At 42.8% G+C, this 21595-nt stretch carries 20 protein-coding genes; 9 read left to right on the forward strand and 11 right to left on the reverse strand.

Annotated elements, in window-relative coordinates:
* Positions 1 to 78: 78 nt before the first annotated feature.
* Positions 79 to 555, reverse strand: coding sequence for a transcription elongation factor GreA (gene greA / locus I3B46_RS19930; protein WP_004915763.1), 477 nt, complete (start codon positions 553 to 555; stop codon positions 79 to 81).
* Between the two features lie 261 nt (positions 556 to 816).
* Here greA and dacB point away from each other — a divergent pair, with 261 nt between their 5' ends.
* Entirely contained in the window at positions 817 to 2265 is a 1449-nt protein-coding gene (dacB, locus tag I3B46_RS19935) for a serine-type D-Ala-D-Ala carboxypeptidase (protein ID WP_004915760.1), read from the forward strand.
* Positions 2266 to 2346: 81 nt separating this feature from the next.
* Here dacB and cgtA read toward each other — a convergent pair whose 3' ends face one another.
* The 3 genes from cgtA to rplU all read right to left on the reverse strand — a co-directional run bounded on the left by cgtA (position 2347) and on the right by rplU (position 4235).
* The gene (gene cgtA / locus I3B46_RS19940) at positions 2347 to 3519 is read right to left on the reverse strand and encodes an Obg family GTPase CgtA (protein WP_004915758.1); all 1173 of its coding nucleotides are present in this window, start codon (positions 3517 to 3519) and stop codon (positions 2347 to 2349) included.
* 130 nt (positions 3520 to 3649) lie between these two features.
* Positions 3650 to 3907 (reverse strand): 50S ribosomal protein L27, encoded by a 258-nt coding sequence (gene rpmA / locus I3B46_RS19945; protein WP_004915755.1) that lies wholly within the window; start codon positions 3905 to 3907, stop codon positions 3650 to 3652.
* A 19-nt stretch (positions 3908 to 3926) separates the two neighbouring features.
* Complete coding sequence (rplU, locus tag I3B46_RS19950) at positions 3927 to 4235, reverse strand: 50S ribosomal protein L21 (protein ID WP_004915752.1); 309 nt, start codon at positions 4233 to 4235, stop codon at positions 3927 to 3929.
* A gap of 334 nt (positions 4236 to 4569) precedes the next feature.
* Here rplU and ispB point away from each other — a divergent pair, with 334 nt between their 5' ends.
* Entirely contained in the window at positions 4570 to 5541 is a 972-nt protein-coding gene (ispB, locus tag I3B46_RS19955; RefSeq protein WP_004915749.1) for an octaprenyl diphosphate synthase, read from the forward strand.
* Between the two features lie 41 nt (positions 5542 to 5582).
* Here ispB and I3B46_RS19960 read toward each other — a convergent pair whose 3' ends face one another.
* Both I3B46_RS19960 and I3B46_RS19965 read right to left on the reverse strand, forming a co-directional pair.
* Positions 5583 to 5945 (reverse strand): DNA-binding protein, encoded by a 363-nt coding sequence (locus tag I3B46_RS19960; protein WP_004915746.1) that lies wholly within the window; start codon positions 5943 to 5945, stop codon positions 5583 to 5585.
* A 133-nt stretch (positions 5946 to 6078) separates the two neighbouring features.
* Positions 6079 to 6426 carry a DNA-binding protein gene (locus I3B46_RS19965; protein ID WP_004915743.1) on the reverse strand — a complete coding sequence of 116 codons (348 nt, stop codon included), beginning with the start codon at positions 6424 to 6426 and terminating at the stop codon, positions 6079 to 6081.
* A 515-nt stretch (positions 6427 to 6941) separates the two neighbouring features.
* Here I3B46_RS19965 and I3B46_RS19970 point away from each other — a divergent pair.
* Positions 6942 to 7214, forward strand: coding sequence for a helix-turn-helix domain-containing protein (locus tag I3B46_RS19970; protein WP_104873171.1), 273 nt, complete (start codon positions 6942 to 6944; stop codon positions 7212 to 7214).
* 78 nt (positions 7215 to 7292) lie between these two features.
* Here I3B46_RS19970 and mdh read toward each other — a convergent pair whose 3' ends face one another.
* Positions 7293 to 8231: a malate dehydrogenase gene (gene mdh / locus I3B46_RS19975; protein ID WP_004915736.1), complete on the reverse strand. Its 939-nt coding sequence runs from the start codon at positions 8229 to 8231 to the stop codon at positions 7293 to 7295.
* A gap of 549 nt (positions 8232 to 8780) precedes the next feature.
* On the opposite strand from mdh, the gene argR reads away from it, so the two are divergent.
* Together argR and I3B46_RS19985 are read left to right on the forward strand one after the other, a co-directional pair.
* Positions 8781 to 9251, forward strand: coding sequence for a transcriptional regulator ArgR (argR, locus tag I3B46_RS19980; protein WP_004915733.1), 471 nt, complete (start codon positions 8781 to 8783; stop codon positions 9249 to 9251).
* Positions 9252 to 9328: 77 nt separating this feature from the next.
* Entirely contained in the window at positions 9329 to 9715 is a 387-nt protein-coding gene (locus I3B46_RS19985) for a DUF6122 family protein (protein WP_004915730.1), read from the forward strand.
* 177 nt (positions 9716 to 9892) lie between these two features.
* Here I3B46_RS19985 and mpl read toward each other — a convergent pair whose 3' ends face one another.
* Positions 9893 to 11272 carry a UDP-N-acetylmuramate:L-alanyl-gamma-D-glutamyl-meso-diaminopimelate ligase gene (gene mpl / locus I3B46_RS19990; protein ID WP_040132538.1) on the reverse strand — a complete coding sequence of 460 codons (1380 nt, stop codon included), beginning with the start codon at positions 11270 to 11272 and terminating at the stop codon, positions 9893 to 9895.
* Positions 11273 to 11574: 302 nt separating this feature from the next.
* On the opposite strand from mpl, the gene fbp reads away from it, so the two are divergent.
* Both fbp and ppa read left to right on the forward strand, forming a co-directional pair.
* On the forward strand, positions 11575 to 12582 hold the full coding sequence (gene fbp, locus I3B46_RS19995) for a class 1 fructose-bisphosphatase (protein ID WP_004915725.1): 1008 nt from the start codon (positions 11575 to 11577) through the stop codon (positions 12580 to 12582).
* Positions 12583 to 12794: 212 nt separating this feature from the next.
* The gene (gene ppa / locus I3B46_RS20000) at positions 12795 to 13325 is read left to right on the forward strand and encodes an inorganic diphosphatase (protein WP_004915724.1); all 531 of its coding nucleotides are present in this window, start codon (positions 12795 to 12797) and stop codon (positions 13323 to 13325) included.
* Positions 13326 to 13419: 94 nt separating this feature from the next.
* Here the strand turns inward: ppa and I3B46_RS20005 are convergent, their stop codons facing one another.
* Genes I3B46_RS20005 through tamA form a run of 3 tightly spaced genes read right to left on the reverse strand, consistent with a single transcriptional unit; the run spans position 13420 to position 19280 of the window.
* On the reverse strand, positions 13420 to 13767 hold the full coding sequence (locus I3B46_RS20005) for a gamma-glutamylcyclotransferase family protein (RefSeq protein WP_004915721.1): 348 nt from the start codon (positions 13765 to 13767) through the stop codon (positions 13420 to 13422).
* A 3-nt stretch (positions 13768 to 13770) separates the two neighbouring features.
* Positions 13771 to 17541, reverse strand: coding sequence for an autotransporter assembly complex protein TamB (tamB, locus tag I3B46_RS20010; RefSeq protein ID WP_163762204.1), 3771 nt, complete (start codon positions 17539 to 17541; stop codon positions 13771 to 13773).
* Entirely contained in the window at positions 17538 to 19280 is a 1743-nt protein-coding gene (tamA, locus tag I3B46_RS20015; RefSeq protein WP_036944083.1) for an autotransporter assembly complex protein TamA, read from the reverse strand. The genes tamB and tamA overlap by 4 nt, the downstream gene beginning before the upstream one ends.
* A gap of 132 nt (positions 19281 to 19412) precedes the next feature.
* On the opposite strand from tamA, the gene msrA reads away from it, so the two are divergent.
* Together msrA and I3B46_RS20025 are read left to right on the forward strand one after the other, a co-directional pair.
* Positions 19413 to 20054, forward strand: coding sequence for a peptide-methionine (S)-S-oxide reductase MsrA (gene msrA / locus I3B46_RS20020; protein ID WP_036942667.1), 642 nt, complete (start codon positions 19413 to 19415; stop codon positions 20052 to 20054).
* Positions 20055 to 20202: 148 nt separating this feature from the next.
* A complete protein-coding gene (locus I3B46_RS20025) occupies positions 20203 to 21570 on the forward strand; it encodes a hemolysin family protein (RefSeq protein ID WP_014657316.1) in 1368 nt (455 codons plus the stop codon).
* Positions 21571 to 21595 lie beyond the last annotated feature (25 nt).

The raw sequence follows: 21595 nt of genomic DNA on the forward strand, positions 1-21595 counted from the left end.
TTATATGAAGAAAAAGGCCGCCAGCGGCCTTTTTCGCTAATACAGTAAAATAATATAACCAATTCAGGCAAATAGGAATCAGATATACTCAACTTTAAGAATTTCGAACTCAACGTCGCCACCGGGCGTTTTGATAGTGACAACATCATCCTGTTCTTTACCGATCAAGCCGCGTGCAATCGGTGAGTTAACGGAAATCAGATTGATTTTAATATCTGCTTCATCATCACCCACAATGCGATAAGTCAGCTCTTCATCCGTATCAACATTCAACACAGTAACTGTCGCACCAAAAATCACACGACCATTGTTTGTCATTTTCGTGACGTCAATAACCTGAGCATGGGAAAGCTTGGATTCAATTTCTTGAATTCGGCCTTCACAAAAGCCCTGTTGTTCGCGAGCGGCATGATATTCTGCGTTCTCTTTCAAGTCACCGTGTTCGCGGGCTTCCGCAATCGCTGCAATAATTTCCGGGCGGCGGACAGATTTAAGATAATCGAGCTCTTCTCGTAACTTATCTGCACCCAATACCGTCATTGGAATCTGTTTCATTGATAAATACCTCTGTTTCAATCCTATCTAAAAATAAGTATCTTCCTGATTTTTGTAACAACAGTACACTGAACCGCCCCATGGTTAATGGGGAGGCTCAAACAATACACAGGCTGTGAATGTGTCTTTAAAACCCATTCACACACTTATCTTATCACAATGCTAACCATTCTAACGTAGAGTTAATAGCGGGTCATCGTTTACTTTTTCAGGCATTACACTTTAGTATGTACAGTATGTCTACCCTAATGCGTGAAATTTATGCCGTTATTAACACTTACCAGAAAATGGATCATCACTTTAGGACTTGTCTTCACCACAGGACAAGCATTTGCCATTCCAATTGATGATTATAAGCAATATTTACCCGATGGTACTAACCTCGCTCTGGTTGCGCAAAAAGTCGGTAGTGACACCCCCATTATTGATTACAATGCGCAGCAAATGGCACTGCCTGCAAGTACCCAAAAAGTCGTCACTGCCCTCGCGGCTTTGCTACAGCTTGGTCCTGATTACCGTTTTGTGACGAATTTCGAAACCAATGCAAAATTAAACAACAATACGCTAACGGGCGACCTCGTTATCCGCTTTAGTGGCGACCCAACACTCACACGCCAGCAAATCCGCAATATGGTCAATGCGCTGAAACAGATTGGTATCCACAAAGTTGAAGGTGATTTAATTGTCGATATTTCGGCATTTACTAGCCATGATAAAGCGCCGGGCTGGGTATGGAACGATATGACGCAATGCTTTAGTGCGCCGCCTGCCGCAGCCATTATCGATAGAAACTGTTTTTCTGTTTCACTCTATCCCGCTCAAAAAATAGGGGATATGGCTTATATCAAGGCAGCCAGTTTCTACCCCGTCAATATGTTCAGTGAGGTTAAAACATTAGCCAAGGGAGACCCTGAAGGGCGTTATTGTGAACTGGATGTGGTTCCTGGCGAGCTAAATCGCTACACGTTAACAGGCTGTCTATCACAACGTAGTGAACCTCTCCCCCTTGCCTTTGCGGTACAAAATGGCGCAAGCTATTCCGGCGCTATTGTTAAAAATGAACTGCAAAATGCGGGCATAGCGCTAACAGGGCATGTCAAAAAGCGTACCCAACCAACGGCACAATCGCAGGTCCTCGTCAAAACCGAATCTCAGCCGCTGCATGACCTATTGAAGGTGATGTTGAAAAAATCAGACAATATGATTGCTGATACTGTCTTTCGTACTATTGGTCGAGACTATTACGGTGTTCCCGGTACGTGGCGCTCGGGGTCGGATGCTGTTAGGCAGGTTTTAAAGCAAAAAGCGGGCATCGATTTAGGTAATACCGTTATGGTCGATGGCTCTGGTTTATCCCGCCATAACCTGATCACGCCGACGACAATGATGGAAATTCTACAATTTATCGCTAAAAACGATCAGCAACTTGATTTTATCTCTATGCTGCCTCTTGCAGGACATGACGGTACATTACGTTACCGTGGCGGCTTAGATGAAGCCGGTGTGAATGGCAAAGTTTCAGCTAAAACAGGGGCTTTACAAGGCGTCTATAACTTAGCAGGCTTTATCACGACGGCTAGTGGGCAACGCGTTGCTTTCGTACAGTTTATCTCTGCCTATGCGGTACCACAAAACCAACAACGGAGCCGACGCGTTCCTCTCGTGCGTTTTGAGAGTCGGTTGTATAAAGATCTTTACCAGAAAAATTGATCCTTCGATCAATTCCCCGTAAATAAAACAATCTTTATATTTGAAAAAACCCCCAATCATTGGGGGTTTTTCTGAGATTGATTATTTCTGATAGATGATTTCGACACCTTCGTCGTCATCTTCGTCCCAATCATCATCCCAGTCATCCAGATCTTCAGCACCTTCGAGTTGCTCTTTATGGTAGTCATCCCACATAAATTCAACTTTTTCAGGCTGTTTTTCATCTTCCGATGCTGCCATATCACGCGGCTGAGTTTCCATAAACTCCATAATATCCCAGCACAGTGCCTTCACACCTTCGTGATTCACCGCGGAGATCATATAGTATTTATCTTCCCAGCCCATCGCTTTAGCGATTTCAGCAGCACGTTTTGCGGACTCTTCAGGGCCTAAAATATCCACTTTGTTAAACACTAACCAACGTGGTTTTTCTGCCAGTTTTTCGCTGTATTTTTCGAGTTCGCTAATAATGATCTTGGCATTTTCCACAGGATCCGATTCATCGATCGGGCAGATGTCGATCAGATGCAATAGCACGCGACAGCGTTCTAAGTGTTTAAGGAAACGGATCCCTAAACCTGCGCCTTCCGCAGCACCTTCGATTAACCCTGGAATATCCGCAACCACAAAGCTTTTTTCGTTATCCATACGCACGACACCTAAGCTCGGTACTAGCGTAGTAAATGGATAATCAGCGACTTTTGGTTTCGCTGCCGATACCGAACGAATAAAGGTCGATTTACCCGCATTCGGCATCCCTAGCATACCCACATCAGCGAGCAGCATCAGCTCTAACATCAGCTCACGAGTTTCACCAGGCGTCCCCATCGTACGTTGACGTGGAGCGCGGTTAACTGAAGATTTAAAGCGTGTATTACCTAAACCGTGGAAACCGCCCTTCGCGACCATTTGGCGCTGCTCATGGCGAGTCATATCACCCAGTATTTCTCCAGTACCGAGATCGCGTATACGCGTTCCGACAGGCACCTTGATCGTGATATCTTGACCACGTTTCCCTGTACAGTCACGACTTTGACCATTTTGCCCACGCTCTGCGCGGAAAGATTTTTCAAAACGGTAGTCGATGAGTGTATTCAGGTTTTCGTCGGCTTGCAGATAGACATCACCACCATCGCCGCCGTCACCACCGTCAGGACCGCCTTTTGGAATGTATTTTTCGCGGCGGAAGCTGACACAACCATTGCCACCATCCCCCGCCACAACCAATATTTTGGCTTCATCTACAAATTTCATAATTCTTTCTCCGTATGATAGCCATTATAGTGCTGGATGGCCGTGTTACCCAGAGATGGCGTATTCTAAATATAAAAAGCCCCGCAAAAAGTTTTTGCAGGGCTTTAATTCGAATTAAAAGTCAGAAAACTTATTCAGCTTCGATGCTGATAAATTTACGGTTTTGTGGACCTTTAACTTCAAATTTAACTTTTCCGTCCGCTAAAGCGTACAGAGTGTGGTCACGGCCACAACCTACGTTGTTACCTGCGTGGAACTTAGTACCACGTTGACGAACGATGATGCTACCTGCTAATACAGCTTCGCCACCGAAACGTTTTACACCCAGACGTTTTGCTTCTGAATCGCGACCGTTACGAGTCGAGCCGCCAGCCTTTTTGTGTGCCATTAATCTGCTCTCCTAAATCTTAAGCGATGCCAGTGATCTTAACATCAGTGAACCACTGACGGTGACCCTGTTGTTTACGGCTGTGTTTACGACGACGGAATTTGACAATCTTAACTTTATCGCCACGACCGTGTGCAACCACTTCCGCTTTCACTTTAACGCCTTCAACGACAGGAGCGCCAATTTTGATATCGTCGCCATTAGCAACCATCAGAACGTGATCAAATTCAACAGTTTCACCTGTTGCGATGTCCAGCTTTTCTAGGCGGACAGTTTGACCTTCGCTAACTCGGTGTTGTTTACCACCACTTTGGAAAACCGCGTACATATTAACTCCGCTTTCCGCGTACCCGCTAAAAAATTTAATTCCTGAGCACGCTATAAAATATTCACAATAGGGCGCGAATTCTACGCAAAAAAGCGTCAGAACACAAGCCAATAATGCATTTAGATCACAAAAAAACCGACTTTTTTATTCCATACTCCGGTCAGCCTTTGATTTATGATGAATAACTCGAATTGTTACTTATTTAAACATTTTTTGCATTACAACTAATTATCTTAGAAATATTAATGTTATGCTTAGGCTATAACTGTTCTATTGGCGACACCTTTTTGACTAAAGGGTGGCGGCTAAAATCCTATAATATGAATAAATTACGATGAATTTAGAATCTATTGTTGAACTGACTAGCGAGGATATGTCAGCAGTAAACGAAGCAATCCTCAGTCAATTGAATTCAGACGTTGCGCTAATTAACCAACTTGGTTATTACATTGTTAGCGGTGGTGGGAAAAGGATCCGTCCAATGATCGCGGTATTGGCAGGACGATCCCTTGGTTATTCAGGGCAAAAACATATTCAAGTTGCTGCGCTAATCGAGTTTATCCATACTGCAACTTTATTGCATGATGATGTTGTCGACGAATCCGACATGCGCCGCGGTAAACAAACAGCGAACGCCGTATTTGGTAATGCTGCGAGTGTCCTCGTTGGGGACTTTATTTATACACGATCCTTCCAAATGATGACGGATCTTGACTCGATGCGTGTCCTTAAACTCATGTCGGAAGCGACGAACGTTATCGCTGAAGGTGAAGTCTTACAGTTGATGAACTGTAACGATCCTAACATTACTGAAGAAAACTACATGCAAGTGATCTACAGTAAAACCGCTCGTTTGTTTGAAGCTGCCGCGCATGCATCGGCAATTTTAGCATCAGCAACCCCCGAGCAAGAGAAAGCCTTGCAAGATTACGGTCGCTATCTCGGCACTGCCTTTCAATTGATTGATGATTTGTTGGATTATGACGCAGATAATAAGCAATTAGGCAAAAATACCGGGGATGACCTTGATGAAGGGAAGCCTACGCTGCCCCTACTTCATGCAATGAACCATGGAACCGAGGAAGAAGCCGCCTTGATCCGCCAAGCGATCGAGCAGGGCAATGGCCGTCACCTACTGGACACTGTGCTGGCAACTATGAAACGTTGCGGCTCACTGGAGTACACCTACGCTCGCGCAAAAGAGGAATCGCAAAAAGCCATTGATGCTTTGAGTACTCTTGATGATTCAGTTTATAAAGACGCGTTAATCAGCCTCGCAGAGGTGGCTATTTCACGTCACTCATAGCGTTAAACGTATCGTTTTGAATGCGATGAGGGGGAAAGAGACTACTCTTCCCCTTTTTCTTCTTTTTCGATCCTAGCGAGCAATGATGAAAGGCCATAACGCAAAATATATTTCACCACTTTATCACGCTCCGCTTCAGTGAGTTGGTAATAGGCTTCCATCCAAATTTGTGAAGCATCCATTCTTTGGCTTTGATAGCCCACTGAAGGCTCAGAAAGACTCAATTGACTCTGTATTTCTCCAGGTAAGCTCTCTAGATGATACTCGACGGCTTTACCTTGAACGCCACGCTTACGACGATTTTTCCATCCTTCTCTTCTAGCCATCAAATTAATACCTTGAGGAGAAGTTGGTAAGCCTTCTAAACCTGCTAATTCTTTCGCAGTGAACCACATTTTTTTCATATTATCTCTTTCGAACTTATATTATGAAATCTGCCGTTGAGGCTCTATCTAAATATTGTTACTAAAGAATATGTTGAGTACCAATATGCCTATTCTTCATTATTGAATTACCCAAACCGATTTTTTAGGTAAATTATTTTTTATTTATTAAATCTACCAATGCTATTACACCTTCACGCATAATAAATGCCAATATAAGGTTACGCTCTTCCGGGGAAAGCTGGTGATAAACTTCCTGCCAAATAAATGCATTATCATGATGTTTTGCTTGATATAATGCAGGGGCTTCATAAACAGAAAGGGGCTCAAATAAACCTTCAGGCAAACTATTAATATGATATTCCAACGCCTTTCCTTGAATCCCCCGCCGCTTGCGGCATAACCAGTTTTCACGACGAGCCATCGCATTGATACCTTGAGTAGTCATTGGGAGTCCTTTTAAGCCAACTAACTCTTTCGCCGTTAACCATTCTTTTTGCATGCCTGACCCTCCTAGTCACGATTTACAATTTAATAATAATTGCTGAAAAACGTGTTTATTTTCTCAATAACCTTTTTCTTTTTTGTTTTATTAATATTTATTATTAATTAATTTATGAGTTATACATGTAAAGTATATTTTAATTTCTTTTAATAACAATAGATTGGATATACACGAGGTCACAGTTATCTTTTTTCATGAGATCGTCTTTATATATTAGCTGTACTTATAACATCTATCATTAATATGTGATTTTTACAGATAACCCAAACTAGTTAGTTTTTACTTTCAATATGTTAGATAAAATCACAAATATATATGCCAAATCTTTCTTATATTTCATAAAAATAAAACTCCTTTCATAAAACTGAATTTTTAGAAAAAATTAGAAATAATTTTGGAAAATTTCTGTTATTTTATTTCCAATAACAGGGCTATTGCAGTGAATGTATCACAATCTCCTGTTAGATGTACTACTAACTCTACATGATTCTGAGTAAAAAAAGGACTAAAAAATGATCTTACGGAAATCGGATTGGCATCCAGCAGATATAATTGCCGCTTTACGTAAACGCGGAACGACTTTAGCAGCAATATCTCGACAAGCAGGTTTAAGCTCCTCCACACTGGCGAATGCCTTATCTCGTCCTTGGCCTAAAGGTGAATGGATTATTGCGAATTATCTCGGAATTCATCCTTCAGAGATATGGCCAAGCCGCTATTTCAATCCAATTACAGGTGAATTATTAGAAAGAAAAGTAAGAGAAAAAAGCCCAACCTCAAGCTGAAAGAATATAAAAAAAACCGCTGCCCCAACAATATCAGGACAGCGGTTTTCTTAAGAAATAAGTGAAAATTAATAGCAATTAGCCATTAATGAATTTTTCACCTAGTTCGATATCTTTTCTCAGTACATCAAGCATGTCTTTCAGTGCTTTTTGTTCAAACTCACTCAGTTTGCCGTAAGAGATATGCTCTTCGATACCATTTTTACCTAAACGGACTGGCTGAGCAAAGAAGCGAGCGTGTTCACCTTCACCTTCGGTGTAAACACATTCGATAACATTTGGCTCACCTTGTAGGCCACGGATCAGAGACAGGCCTAGACGTGCTGCTGCTTGACCCATTGACAGTGTTGCAGATCCGCCACCTGCTTTTGCTTCAACAACTTCAGTACCTGCGTTTTGGATACGTTTAGTCAGAGCAACAACTTCTTCATCGGTGAAGCTAACACCTGGGATCTGAGACAATAGAGGCAGGATAGTAACACCTGAGTGGCCACCGATGACAGGCACTTCGATTTCGTGTGGTTTCTTACCTTTCAGTTCAGCAACGAAAGTATTAGAACGGATGATATCCAGAGTCGTTACACCGAATAGACGGTTTTTGTCGTAAACGCCTGCTTTTTTCAGCACTTCAGCCGCAATAGCCACTGTTGTGTTAACTGGGTTAGTAATGATACCGATTAATGCTTTTGGACAAGTATCAGCGATTTGTTGAGTCAAATTGCGAATAATACCCGCGTTAACATTAAATAGGTCTGAACGATCCATACCTGGTTTACGAGCAACACCTGCTGAGATCAGGACAACATCAGCGCCTTTCAGTGCAGGAGTCGCATCTTCACCTGAGAAACCAACTACTTTAACGTCAGTTGGGATATGGCTAAGGTCCGCAGCAACACCCGGAGTTACTGGTGCGATGTCATATAGTGAGAGTTCTGAACCTGCTGGAAGCTGGTTTTTAAGAAGAAGGGCCAGAGCCTGACCAATACCACCTGCTGCGCCTAGGACTGCAACTTTCATTCTGAAACTCCTTTATTTGTACTTAAAAAAGTATATTGATTCATCTTGTTATGTAGTAAACACATTACTGATAAAAAACAATTCATTAACAGATGTTGAAGCATATTAATGTGTATAGGCTTACGCACTGATTTCATCTATTCTAAACAAAATCCTTATCTGTTAATGAGATAAGGGGCACTTTTTTAACAAATAGTTTTTATCACTATTGATTTTTGCATAATAAATTGTTTTTACTGCTGATAATCCCGTTATTCACAAAGTGATTAACAAAAAATTTACACCTTTTGGCAACAAATTGCATTACCTCTCTATGCTACTGGGTCTATTTTCTTCTTATATAGGCATAAACCATTAAGATTATTGATTATTTTTATTTATCAACTTTTGCTAAACTAAACTTTCATCAATGTTCTCTTTTTATGCATAAAAAAGACAATAACCTTCATTTTTCATCGTATACAAAACCATCATAACGCAATTTTGTTGCATAAAAATTCACATTTACAGATAATACAGACCAATTTATTGTCATAGGATGGGTTAATTATGCGTACACCGTCTAAACAAGAAGACTTGGTTAAAGCGTTCAAAGCGCTGCTTAAAGAAGAAAAATTTAGCTCTCAGGCTGAAATTGTTATCGCACTGCAAGAGCAAGGCTTTGAAAATATCAACCAATCAAAAATTTCCAGAATGCTGACTAAGTTCGGTGCTGTGCGCACTCGCAACGCAAAAATGGAAATGGTCTACTGCTTACCCACAGAGCCTGGCGTTCCCACGGCGACTAGCCCATTAAAAAACCTAGTACTGGATATCGATTACAACCATTCTGTTGTGGTGATCAGAACAAGCCCCGGCGCCGCACAATTGATTGCACGCTTGCTAGATTCTTTAGGGAAAGCGGAAGGGATCTTAGGCAGTATCGCAGGGGATGATACCATTTTCTCTACACCAGCGAATAATTTTACAACTAAAGAGCTTTACGAAGCGATCCTTTCACTCTTTGATCAAGAGCTTTAAATCCATTTTTATTTTTTAATTTCTATTCCATTCGCGCATTCGTGCGCGATTGAATATAAAAACGATGGGCTATCAAAGTGATATTTGAGATATTCAGAAACGTTGTGCACTATGGATTTCACTTTTTAGTTCCCATTCTCTTCGGTTATCTATTTTGGCGCAAAAATTGGAAATTAGCGTCACTGCTTATGATAGCCACGATGGCGATTGATTTAGACCATCTTCTTGCGGATCCAATTTTTGATCCTAATCGCTGTGGCATTGGTTTTCACCCATTACATACTCTCTGGGCGGCAATCGCTTATTGTATCCTCTTTTTGATGCCATCGTGGAAATTAAAGGCTATCGCTGTTGGTTGTCTTTTCCATCTCTGCACAGATTCTTTAGATTGCTACATGGGCAGCCTAAAACAAGAGCTACAGTATAGTTATTGTTATAGTCGCCAATTTATTGAGGCGAGTTAACATTTAGCCTCGGCACACCTCGCCAAGAGCGCGATTTTACAGCGCTAACCCAATGCATTTCACCAATATCATTCACTGGGTTTAGTCGTATAACATACGAGACGTTTTCTACTATCCAAAAACAAAAAATGCCACTGTCCTGTTAAGGGAAGTGGCATTTTGCGTCAGCCATTATATTTAGTCGTCTAACTCTGTCTCTGCTTTATTTTTTAAGCCGGCGAGTAACTTACCGTGGATATCACCAAAACCCCCATTACTCATAACAAGAATATGATCGCCAGGCTGAGCGGTTTCAATGACCATTTGTGCCAACGCATCAATATCACCACTCCAACGGGCAGGTTGAACACATTTTTCCGCAATTTCAGTGACCATCCACGGAATATTGCTTGGCTGGAATAAGAAAACTTCATCAGCACGACCTAACGCCGGAGCAATATCACTTTTATTAACCCCTAACTTCATAGTATTAGAGCGTGGCTCTAATACCGCCAGTATGCGGGAAGTACCCCCAACTTTACTGCGCAGCGCTTCCAGTGTTGCGAGGATCGCCGTTGGATGATGAGCAAAATCATCATAAACACTGACACCATACTCAACCCCCCGTAATTCAAGGCGGCGACGAGCATTAATAAATTTACCTAAAGCAAAGCACGCTTCTTTGGCGGGCACGCCTACGTGATGTGCTGCGGCAATTGCCATCAACGCATTTTGGATATTGTGATTACCCACTTGTGACCAATTCACTTCACCCACACGTTGTTGTTGATAATAGACTTCGAACTGGCTGCCATCGTGGTTCAGCTTTTTCGCTTGCCATTCACCATGTTCACCGACGAACTCTTGCTCACTCCAGCAGCCCATCGTCATAACCTGTTTAAGGTTATTATCGCTATCTGGCATGAAAATTTTACCGCTAGCAGGCACAATACGAACAAGATGGTGGAACTGTTTTTGGATGGCTTCTAAATTTTCAAAAATATCGGCATGGTCGAACTCAAGGTTATTGAGCACCAGCGTTCTTGGACTGTAGTGTACAAATTTCGAACGCTTATCGAAAAACGCGCAATCATACTCATCAGCTTCAATCACAAAAAAGGGACTTTCCCCTAATTGGGCTGATACTTCAAAGTTCCCTGGCACGCCTCCAATTAAAAACCCTGGTTTATAACCGCAATCTTCTAAGATCCAAGCAAGCATCCCCGCCGTGGTTGTTTTACCATGGGTGCCCGCGACAGCGAGTACCCAGCGTTCAGGAAGTACATGATCATGTAGCCATTGTGGACCAGATGTATAAGTGAGGCCTTTTTCCAATACCGCTTCAACACAAGGGTTACCACGCGTCATCGCATTACCAATAACGACCATATCAGGTGCTGGTTCTAGCTGACTAGGGTCATAGCCCTGAATGAGTTCAATACCTTGCTTTTCTAGTAAGGTACTCATCGGAGGGTACACGTTTGCATCGGAGCCTGTTACTTTATGCCCGAGGGAGCGAGCCAGTATTGCCAAGCTCCCCATAAACGTACCGCAGATACCCAAAATATGTATGTGCATTATTTTCCATCCAATAGCATGAGGTTTGTCACTATTCTACCCATCAACGTTAGGTTTATATAGACAAAAAATTCGAATTAAATACAGGGAAAAATAGGCAGAGTATTCCCAAAATGATCCAAACGCGGCAACAAGAGCCAGTTACTGTTATCCCAAGAGTACATGCTCAAGTATGTGACTTAGGTAACAAAATACGGCCCACATCGCGGCGGTACAACGTATCAAGGGTATAGATTAACTCCACGCGCAAGGGTACAATTCCCCCCTGCAAACCTCTGTCAATTATATTCAGGACCTTCGTCATGAAAACATTAGGCGAATTCATCGTCGATAAGCAACAAGATTTTCCTCATGCAACAGGAGAACTGACCGCATTACTGTCAGCAATCAAACTGGGCGCTAAAATTATCCATCGTGATATTAACAAAGCTGGACTTGTAGACATTCTTGGCACAAGCGGTGTGTCGAATGTCCAAGGTGAAGTCCAGATGAAGCTTGACCTGTATGCAAACGAAAAATTAAAAGCCGCTTTGAAAGCTCGCGGGGAAGTAGCTGGTATTGCCTCCGAAGAAGAAGATGAAATCGTCATTTTCGAAGGCGATCGTGCAGAAAACGCGAAATATGTCGTATTAATGGATCCACTGGATGGTTCTTCGAATATCGATGTAAACGTTTCCGTCGGAACAATCTTCTCTATCTACCATCGTATTACCCCAATTGGCCAACCGGTGACTGAAGCTGACTTCTTGCAACCGGGTCATCGTCAAGTCGCGGCAGGTTACGTCGTTTACGGTTCATCCACCATGTTGGTGTATACCACAGGATGTGGCGTACATGCCTTTACCTATGATCCATCACTTGGTGTCTTCTGCCTCTCTCACGAAAAAGTGATGTTCCCAACAGAAGGAAAAATGTATTCAATCAACGAAGGTAACTACATCAAGTTCCCTATGGGCGTGAAAAAATACATTAAATACTGCCAAGAACAAGATGAAGCGACAGGTCGCCCTTATACGACTCGCTACATTGGCTCGCTGGTTGCGGATTTCCACCGTAACTTGCTTAAAGGCGGCATCTATATCTACCCAAGCACGGCAAGCCATCCAAATGGTAAGCTCCGCTTACTGTACGAATGCAACCCAATTGCGTTCCTTGCAGAACAAGCAGGCGGTAAAGCAAGTAACGGACGTGACCGTATTTTAGATATCAACCCAACTGAACTTCACCAACGCGTTCCTTTCTTTGTTGGTACAGCTTCTATGGTTGAAAAAGCAGAATCCTTTATGCGTGAGTTCCCTGACGCTGAATAATGTTATTCATCGCGCTAAGGCGGGCTAATCCCGCCTTTTTTGTGGCCTTTTCTCAGCTTTTTTTTATGAATGCCCTACCAACTAGTGAGTTTTACCCCTCTTTACGGCTATAATACCTTTCACGTTATGTACCCAAAATCGTTTTAAGTTGCTTAGATAGGGCTTAACTTATTGATGGGCATATTAGTTTTTAACATAAAGGATACTTTTTCATGGGCCTGAACAATGTACCGGCAGGTAAAGATCTGCCAGAAGATATCTACGTTATCATCGAAATCCCTGCTAATGCAGATCCTATCAAATATGAAGTTGATAAAGACTCTGGCGCTCTATTTGTAGACCGTTTTATGTCTACAGCGATGTTCTATCCATGTAACTATGGTTACATCAACAACACACTATCTTTAGATGGTGACCCTGTTGATGTACTGGTACCAACACCTTACCCATTACAACCAGGCTCAGTTATTCGTTGCCGTCCAGTCGGCGTATTAAAAATGACTGATGAATCAGGTGAAGATGCCAAATTAGTTGCAGTACCACACACTAAACTGAGCAAAGAATACGATCACATTAAAGATGTGAACGACCTGCCAGAGCTGCTACGCGCACAAATCACACACTTCTTTGAACACTACAAAGATTTAGAAAAAGGTAAGTGGGTGAAAGTAGACGGTTGGGATAACGTTGAAGCGGCTAAAGCTGAAATTATCTCTTCTTTCGAACGCGCTGCTAAAAAATAATTTCCCCTAACTCGGGAAGGGAAGGCTCTGGTGGTAACACGAGAGCCTTTTTTATAGAAAAAGCGCCGATAACCCATTGGCTACCGGCGCTTTATTACTCTTCTTCGTGACGTTTTAACCAGTCACCTGATTTGATACGACGCAAGCCTTCAACGGAATGCCGATAAAGATAAATCCAAGCATTGCCATATGGCGTAGGGATTAATTCACGAACATAGTCCTGTGAATTTTTCTTTAACTCATCTAACTCAGTCAAAATAGAGGGATTGATGCGATACACTTCGCACTCAATCACACCTTCACCTTTGATAACCGCTGGATAATACCCCAAGTCATAAAGCTCATAGCCTTCTAAGCTATGTTCGCCTAACAACTGAGCGTAAGTCATCCAGTGATGATTTCCTTGCTTGCGCCTTAAACTGCCATAAACAATTACACGCATATATTAAAACTCAAATTGATAAAGAAGATCCAGCGCCTGATTCACACCAGACACCGCTTCCAAATATAATTTAGGCATTAATCGATAACGCAATGTTAGCGTTGCCAGTGAGTCAAATATACCAACACCGTACTTAATTTGAAGGTCATTGGTAATTTTACCGCTCACCACGACTTGTGATTTATCACCAACCCCTTGCGTATCGAGGGCTAAATCAGATACTCCAAATGTTTCACCAATCTTACCTACGAGTTGCCCACTTTGAGCCACCCCGAGTCCAATTAGCATTGATGTCATTTGTGAACCATTAGCATCTCCGCTTTCTAATCCTTCTCCGCGTAGCAAATAGGATAAAGCTTCTTGTTGCGTTTTGGCTGGCTCAGAGAATATCTCGACTTTCGGTTTGTCTGCAAGCCCTGTCACCTTAACACCAGCAATCACATTATCAGCTGTGTTTTCAGGATTACGAATCGCTTCTAAGTTCAAGAAAGGCTGTTCCGGAGGACCTGAGAACTGGATTTGCCCTTTACGCACGATCAAATCTTGCCCATAAGCACGGAAACGCCCTGATGGAATATCGATTTGCCCATTTAAGCTCAGACCTTGTTTATTTTGCAGTACCTTCAACATGCCTGTTAAGCGAGCTTTCAGACCAAACGCATCCAACATCACATCGTTGCCGATCTTAATATCCAGATTGGTTTGAATTGGAATTGGTGTGCTTGTCTTCTCAATAGGTTTCAGGTCACTGTCTAACATCACCACATCGGAAGAAGCCCCTACCGCTGATTCAGGAATTTCTTGAACCGTAATTCTTGCCCACGGAATATTCACACTTCCGTTTAACGTCAGTAAGGTCGGTGAAGCTTCAAACACAATATCAGGCTGCACATCCACTTTGATCATTGGCGGCATGGATACACGTAAATTGTTACCCACGGCCATGACTTTAGCGTGCCATGCCTCTGCCTTACGCCAATCCGCATCACCATTAATATTCAGATAACCTTCTGGCGTATTAATTTGCCCCGTCATGACTGAGCTGGCGCCATTAAAGGCAATACCTAATTGACCACTTTTGATATCAAATGGGATCAATGACGATTTAAGCTCTAAGCCTGAAAGGGATAAATTACCATTTAGCAATGGGTTATTCGCCGTTCCGCCAAGACGTAAATTGGCATTTAGGTTACCATTGGCAACTTCTTTCTCGCCTAATAACGGCTTAATTAACGCTAAGGTAATCGCATTGATTTCGACATTACCTGAAAGCTGCCGTCTCTTTTCCAAATCAGCAATATGAACATTGCCTTTTAACTGCCCATTGTTGGCAATTTTAAACAACCAATTCAGGTCTGCTTTGCCATTTTTCAATGCGGCATTCAAGGTCAGAGTCTCAAACTCTAACGGTAATAGTGTACCTTGAACCAATTGAACAGCTTTAACACCATCACCTTTAAGATCGACTTTAGCTTGTGGCAAGCTGCCATCATCCTTCCATACCACATTGGCTTTACCGCTAAATACGCCTTTGACGCGTGTCTCATCTGTCAGGAACGGTTTTAACATCGCAAGGTCAAAGCGTTCTAACACAACATCGGCGCTACCGCTTTTCCCTGCTTTAATCGGTTTGGGAACACAAAGGCGTGCATTGGTATTCACCCAACAGTGAGTACCAATAGTCACTTCTTGCGTTTGGTTTGCATAGTCCAGCGCCATGACCTTACTTAATTGCCATTCACCCACTGGCGTTTCAAATAAGGTATTGCTGAGATTACCTTTCCATGTTTCAGTTTGGCGATCGAAACCACCTGCTAACGTTAAGCGCCCCGAAACTGGCTCACCTTTCACATCCAATTTTACGGTATGTTTTTTCTCGCTCCCATTCGCATCTAATGTTAGCTGGCTGATCACCAAGTCAGCCTGTTTGAGTTGGCGAACAACGACGGATAAATCCCCTTTGATTTGCTCACCCGATGTGACTTTTCCTTTAATAACCGCATTATCAATGGATAGGTCTTTTTGCCATCTCACCCCACGAGCGGCAAGATCCGCTTGTACCTCTGGCGCGTCGAGGTCACCGCGTAGTTTTACATCACCGATGATCACACCACCTAGCCCCGGCAATATGCCATCAAGGCCCGGTGCATTGATTTTAGTATCTAGGTTCCATTTGTCCGCAAGGCTTCCTTTAACATCAAGGTGGTTTTTACCCAATGACAGTTTCAGATCAGGTATATTCCATTGCCCTGCCGCATTACCTGAAGCCTGACCGCGTGCTTTTAGCGGATTATTCTTGACGTTACCGTCTAAGCTAATCTCAGGGACTTGTAACTGCCAGCTACCGCCATAAAGACTACCGCGAGTGGCAATCTTACCATCGACTTTTGCTGGCCATTCAGGCCACTGTTTTGCGGTATTGATACCTGATAACGTCAGTACTGCATTCCAACTGATCGCTTTGCTCCAGTCAGCCACCCCCGTAATATCCGCATTACCTTGCAACGCCGCTAAACGTAGGCGCGTAAGGTTAATTTGCTCTTCATTACCTTTCGCATCCAACATTAGCGTTGAAGGTGGAATATCTTGTCCGGTAATCGCAGAGCGAAGGGACAAATCATAAGCCGAAGGACGCCCATTTAAGCGTAAACGAGTGCCATCAAGCTGATATTGAGCCTCTCCCACCAGCGGCCAGCTCAATTTTTGGCTCTCTAGCGTTAATTGAATAGGTAAGTCTGCCTGACCAAGATCGGTCTGAGCATTCAACGTCGCATTCACTGGCCCACTGAGATTCAGTGCCAGTTTTAACTCTTCGAGCAATCCACCTTTAAGGGATAAATCAATCTTTTGTCCATTAAGATCTTCAAGGCGGCTTTCCCCTGTTATCGACAAAGAAACCGGCCACTTATCCTGTAATGTTGCGGTGCCTGATAAGGCGACATTACCTTGCGGTGAATCAATCGTAAATTTCTTAAGTAAAACGTTTTGCCCATCGTTTGAAAGCGTTAAATTCAAACTATTAATAACCGCTTCGGTTGCTCCCGTCAGTTGCAAGTTTGAACCATTAATACCTTCAACATTTAGATCAACAGGCAAAATCACTTCCGGCAATTCCGCTAATAACGGTTTGGCGAATAATGTTTTTAGCGTTTCACCAATAGATTTTTCTTCGCCAGTCGCGACTTCTTTGACGGGCTCTTCTGGTGGTGCCTCTTTGTTTTCAGGTAAATTAATCGCCAAATCAATAATATCGGTTGGCGTTACCGTTAACGCTTTTTTCTGCCAGTAAATACCCGTTTTAAACTTCCCTAAATCAATCGCCATTCCATCCACATTGACTTGCGTTGAAGTCAGTTGTAGTTGATTTAGGTTGATGGTCAGTGGCGCATTTAACTCTGTTAATGGCTCAGAAGGTGGTGTCTCTTCTGAAGGTGGCATTTTGGATGTATCAACATTAACGACCACATTTTCGGTCGAAAGATCATCAATACATAATTCCCGATTAGTCAAACAGCCTAAACGTAACGCCAGATGTAATTTTCCAGCATTCACATCAACACCTGGCATTTGGTATTTTACGTCGGTCAAGGTGAGATTATTGATATCCCCTTCAATCGAACGGATTTCTAACCCCGATACAAAACGGGTGGCGCTGTTCAAGGCAAAATGCAGGCCCGATTGTGTGCCAAGTACCCAGCCTAGCGCGGCAAAAACGAAGATCAAGACTAATAAAATGGTGAGACCTGTCCATTTTAACCACTTCATCCATTTCATAGTTCTGTCCCCAAGCCGATGTAAAATTGAATTTTATTGTTATCCGAATCTCCAATTGGGGTGGCCAAATCGAATTTAATTGGCCCTACAGGAGAAACCCAACGGACGCCAACACCGGCCCCTGTTTTAAAATCGCTTTTCTTAATATCGTTAACTGCTTCACCGGTATCAACGAACGCGGCGCCCCACCAATTACCCGTGAAGTTGTAATCATACTCGATAGAGCCGACAACCAGTTTAGATGCCCCGGTTAGCTTGCCTTTACTATCCTCTGGAGAGATTTTTTGGTAACCGTAACCACGTACACTGCCATCACCCCCTGCGAAGAAACGCAAGTCTGGCGGTACTTTGTCAAAGTTATTAGTTTCAATCCAACCTAAGTTGCCTCTAAACACAAAACGGTGCCCTTCCCAAGGAGAACGGATCCAGACCTGTTTTGTTTGTAACACGAGAAAATCAATATCTGATCCCCAAATTTCATTTGAGTAATCAACAGAATAACGTTGGCTATCACCCCAACTTGGCATCACCCCTCCGCGTTGACGAATGCGACTCGCATTTGCCCCTGGATAGAGCAGCATCGTGGTATTTGTGACATCTGCCTGAGTAAAGTGACTGAGCATCCAACGCATATTGACGCCATACTGCCAACCGCTGGAGTAATCCCAGTTACGAGACAGATTTAACGTTGTGGTATCAGACTCCGTATCGTTTAAATCAGTACGTTTATACCCCCCTTGAACGGCATAATATTGTTCAAGTGGATTGGCTTTAAGGGGGATCTTATAGCTTGCATCAATAATTTGTTCTGGCTGTGATAGGCTAATATTGGATGTAATACTTTGCCCACGAGAGTTGACCCATGGCTTATTCCATGTTGCTTTGACACGCGGCCCCACGTCTGTCGCATAACCGCCCCCCAATTCAACAAAGTTTTTTGCCCGAGGCACCATCACCCCTTCCATCGGCAATATGTCAGTATCATCTTCTCGCGCTTTAGCGATGTTTGGAGTGACAATAGCCGAAGTAAACCAGCCAGTTTCGACTAATCGGCGGTTAAATTCAGCTAATTGCTCTGACGTGTAATATTCCCCCTCTTTAAAGGGAGCAAGGTTATTTAGGTAATCCGTGCGAATTTGAGAACCTTCATAGGAAATAGCACCAAATCGATAACGCTCACCACTATTAAAATTAAAATCCCAATAAGACGCGTGGTGGTCTAGCGATATCCCTAACTGACTTTTTTCCATTATCGCATCGAAATAACCTTTACGGATCGCTAGGCTACTAAACTTCCCTTTAAAGCTTTCATATTCACCATCATTTTGGATCGTACCAATTTTGGGTGTATTACTTTTAATCATTTTGGCATAGTCAGGGTCGTTTTTGGCTCCCCCTTCTAATTCAATATTTACACCCTGTACTCGAATGGGTTCACCCAAAGTCACTTTCGCTGTCAGCACAGAACGCGCTGGTGGCTTATTTTCTTGATAGCTGAATTCAATTTTTGGTTGGTAGTAGCCTAACGGCTTTAAACCATCCTCAATCGCTTTTGTTACCCGAGCGCGGAAGCGGCCATTAGGCACAACTTCATCTTGAGAAATCGTAGATAATTGAACTCGGACGTTCTGATTCGGTTGCCCCTCAAGCCCTTCAATATTAAGGCGAAGATTTGCAGCATATGCCGTAGAAACCGCCGCCGTTAAGCTGAGAAAACAAATGATAGGGTATTTTGACACGCCCGCTCCTAAGTTCATTGATAGTTTGACTAAAGACTCCATATCAATTTATTTTGAGTAAAATAAATTTTAGATACAAGTTTTTATCCTAATTTTTACCTAACGTGCACAACATTACTCATAGGAATAGTTATGTCATCTAATCAGTCACAACCCATAAATATTTCCCAAGCGCTACCCGGTAGGCAAAGTGCTATTCCCCATTCACCATACCATGCGGTTAACCATCATTCGATTGACAATATTCCGAAGAACGCTGAAATTGCCTATTTTGCGATGGGCTGTTTTTGGGGAGTTGAGCGTTTATTTTGGCAGCAACCGGGCGTTTACTCAACATCCGCTGGCTATAGTGGCGGGATTACGCCAAATCCAACTTACGAAGAAGTGTGTACGGGTCTCACCGGCCATACTGAAATCGTGAGAGTCGTCTTTGACCCACAAACTATTAGTTATGCAGACTTACTGACCCTGTTTTGGGAAAACCACGATCCAGCACAAGGTATGCGCCAAGGGGGTGACATTGGCACCCAATACCGTTCGGCTATCTACACCGTCTCTGATTCGCAATTACAGCAAGCCACAAAGACGCGGGACGCTTATCAACAAGCGATGGCAGCACAGGGTGATCCACGCCAAATCACCACAGAAATCATGCCATTTGAAGTGTTTTATTTTGCGGAAGATTACCATCAACAGTATCTTCACAAAAACCCAGCAGGCTATTGTGGTTTAGGTGGAATCGGCATTTGTTTACCACCACAGAACATAAACTAGGCAGAAAATTTAACCTAATGCTATAATAACGCCACTAACCGAATTTTTGCGCACTCCGCGTTATTTTTACCTATGTAGTAGAACGAGTTACCTTCAGGTGATCTCAAATCAAGATCCGTTATACCTGAAGGTAATGTCTGGATAATTTATGCTTAACAGTTTACTAATCGTACTTTTATTATGTGCTATCAGCGCATTTTTTTCGCTGTCAGAAATATCATTGGCAGCATCTCGCCGCATTAAATTGAAACTCATGGCTGATGAGGGCAATGTTAATGCCGCTCGTGTTCTAAAATTACAAGAAATGCCGGGTATGTTTTTTACCGTAGTGCAAATTGGCCTTAACGCCGTCGCCATCTTAGCAGGTATTGTCGGCGAATCTGCTTTTGCGCCATCACTACAAGAGGTATTTATTCATTTCTTATCACCAACTTGGGCACAGCAAACCGCATCCATTCTTTCATTTACGATTGTCACCAGCCTATTTATTTTAGTGGCGGATCTAACGCCTAAGCGTATTGGAATGGTGAAACCTGAAGCCATCGCAGTGCGAATTGTCAATCCAATGCGTTTTTGTTTGACCGTATTAAGCCCTTTAGTTTGGTTTTTTAATGGTCTTGCAAACCTGATCTTCAAAATTTTCAAGTTACCAACGGCACGTAATGAAGATATTACCTCCGATGATATTTTTGCTGTGGTCGAAGCGGGGGCGGTTGCAGGTGTGCTGCGTAAGCAAGAGCACGAACTGATTGAAAACGTATTTGAACTTGAATCACGCACCGTTCCCTCTGCAATGACGCCACGTGAAAGTATTATCTTCTTTGATAAAGAAGAGTCAGAGGAGAGTATTAAACATAAAATTTCAACCGAGCCGCATTCTAAGTTTTTAGTTTGCAGTGGTGATATTGACCATGTCATTGGCTTTGTTGATTCAAAAGTCTTGCTAAATCGTGTTTTGAATGGTCAAAGCCTTAACTTACAAGATGGCGTTCATATTCAAAATGCGCTGATGATCCCCGATACCCTCTCGCTTTCCGATACACTCGAAGCTTTTAAAACAAATGGGGTCGATTTTGCCGTCATTCTCAACGAGTACGCTCTTGTGATGGGACTTATTACGATCAACGACGTTATGACAACATTAATGGGTGATCTGATTGGGCCAGGCCAAGAAGAGCAGATTATCACGCGGGATGAAAACTCATGGCTGGTTGAAGGCGGTACTCCGATTGAAGATGTACAGCGTATTTTAGATATCGATGAATTCCCTGATGTGAGTAATTACGAGACCATCGCAGGCTTTATGATGTACCGTTTAAGGAAAATGCCGAAACGTACTGATTATGTGAAATATGCAGGCTATAAATTTGAAGTTGTCGATATCGATAACTATAAGATTGATCAGTTGCTTGTCACCCGAATTACAACGCCACCCGCACCTGTCGTGGTTCAAGCGGGTAAAAACAACACAGAAACGGCTAACGCAGAACAACCAACACAAAAAGTCAAAGAGTAATACTTTACAGCGAAGCCGTTTCATT

Origin of the sequence: Providencia sp. 2.29, from assembly GCF_015832305.1 — a bacterium.
GTDB lineage: Bacteria > Pseudomonadota > Gammaproteobacteria > Enterobacterales > Enterobacteriaceae > Providencia > Providencia stuartii.

Excerpts from the sequence above, each read along its gene's own strand:
- tamB (WP_163762204.1), bottom strand. The coding sequence starts at position 17,541 with ATGAAATGGATGAAGTGGTTAAAATGGACAGGTCTCACCATTTTATTA.
- msrA (WP_036942667.1), top strand. The coding sequence starts at position 19,413 with ATGTCATCTAATCAGTCACAACCCATAAATATTTCCCAAGCGCTACCC.
- I3B46_RS19960 (WP_004915746.1), bottom strand. The coding sequence starts at position 5,945 with ATGAAAAAAATGTGGTTCACTGCGAAAGAATTAGCAGGTTTAGAAGGC.
- I3B46_RS19970 (WP_104873171.1), top strand. The coding sequence starts at position 6,942 with ATGATCTTACGGAAATCGGATTGGCATCCAGCAGATATAATTGCCGCT.
- fbp (WP_004915725.1), top strand. The coding sequence starts at position 11,575 with ATGAAAACATTAGGCGAATTCATCGTCGATAAGCAACAAGATTTTCCT.
- rplU (WP_004915752.1), bottom strand. The coding sequence starts at position 4,235 with ATGTACGCGGTTTTCCAAAGTGGTGGTAAACAACACCGAGTTAGCGAA.
- ppa (WP_004915724.1), top strand. The coding sequence starts at position 12,795 with ATGGGCCTGAACAATGTACCGGCAGGTAAAGATCTGCCAGAAGATATC.
- mpl (WP_040132538.1), bottom strand. The coding sequence starts at position 11,272 with ATGCACATACATATTTTGGGTATCTGCGGTACGTTTATGGGGAGCTTG.
- I3B46_RS19965 (WP_004915743.1), bottom strand. The coding sequence starts at position 6,426 with ATGCAAAAAGAATGGTTAACGGCGAAAGAGTTAGTTGGCTTAAAAGGA.
- ispB (WP_004915749.1), top strand. The coding sequence starts at position 4,570 with ATGAATTTAGAATCTATTGTTGAACTGACTAGCGAGGATATGTCAGCA.
- rpmA (WP_004915755.1), bottom strand. The coding sequence starts at position 3,907 with ATGGCACACAAAAAGGCTGGCGGCTCGACTCGTAACGGTCGCGATTCA.
- argR (WP_004915733.1), top strand. The coding sequence starts at position 8,781 with ATGCGTACACCGTCTAAACAAGAAGACTTGGTTAAAGCGTTCAAAGCG.
- dacB (WP_004915760.1), top strand. The coding sequence starts at position 817 with ATGCCGTTATTAACACTTACCAGAAAATGGATCATCACTTTAGGACTT.
- greA (WP_004915763.1), bottom strand. The coding sequence starts at position 555 with ATGAAACAGATTCCAATGACGGTATTGGGTGCAGATAAGTTACGAGAA.
- cgtA (WP_004915758.1), bottom strand. The coding sequence starts at position 3,519 with ATGAAATTTGTAGATGAAGCCAAAATATTGGTTGTGGCGGGGGATGGT.
- I3B46_RS20005 (WP_004915721.1), bottom strand. The coding sequence starts at position 13,767 with ATGCGTGTAATTGTTTATGGCAGTTTAAGGCGCAAGCAAGGAAATCAT.
- mdh (WP_004915736.1), bottom strand. The coding sequence starts at position 8,231 with ATGAAAGTTGCAGTCCTAGGCGCAGCAGGTGGTATTGGTCAGGCTCTG.
- I3B46_RS20025 (WP_014657316.1), top strand. The coding sequence starts at position 20,203 with ATGCTTAACAGTTTACTAATCGTACTTTTATTATGTGCTATCAGCGCA.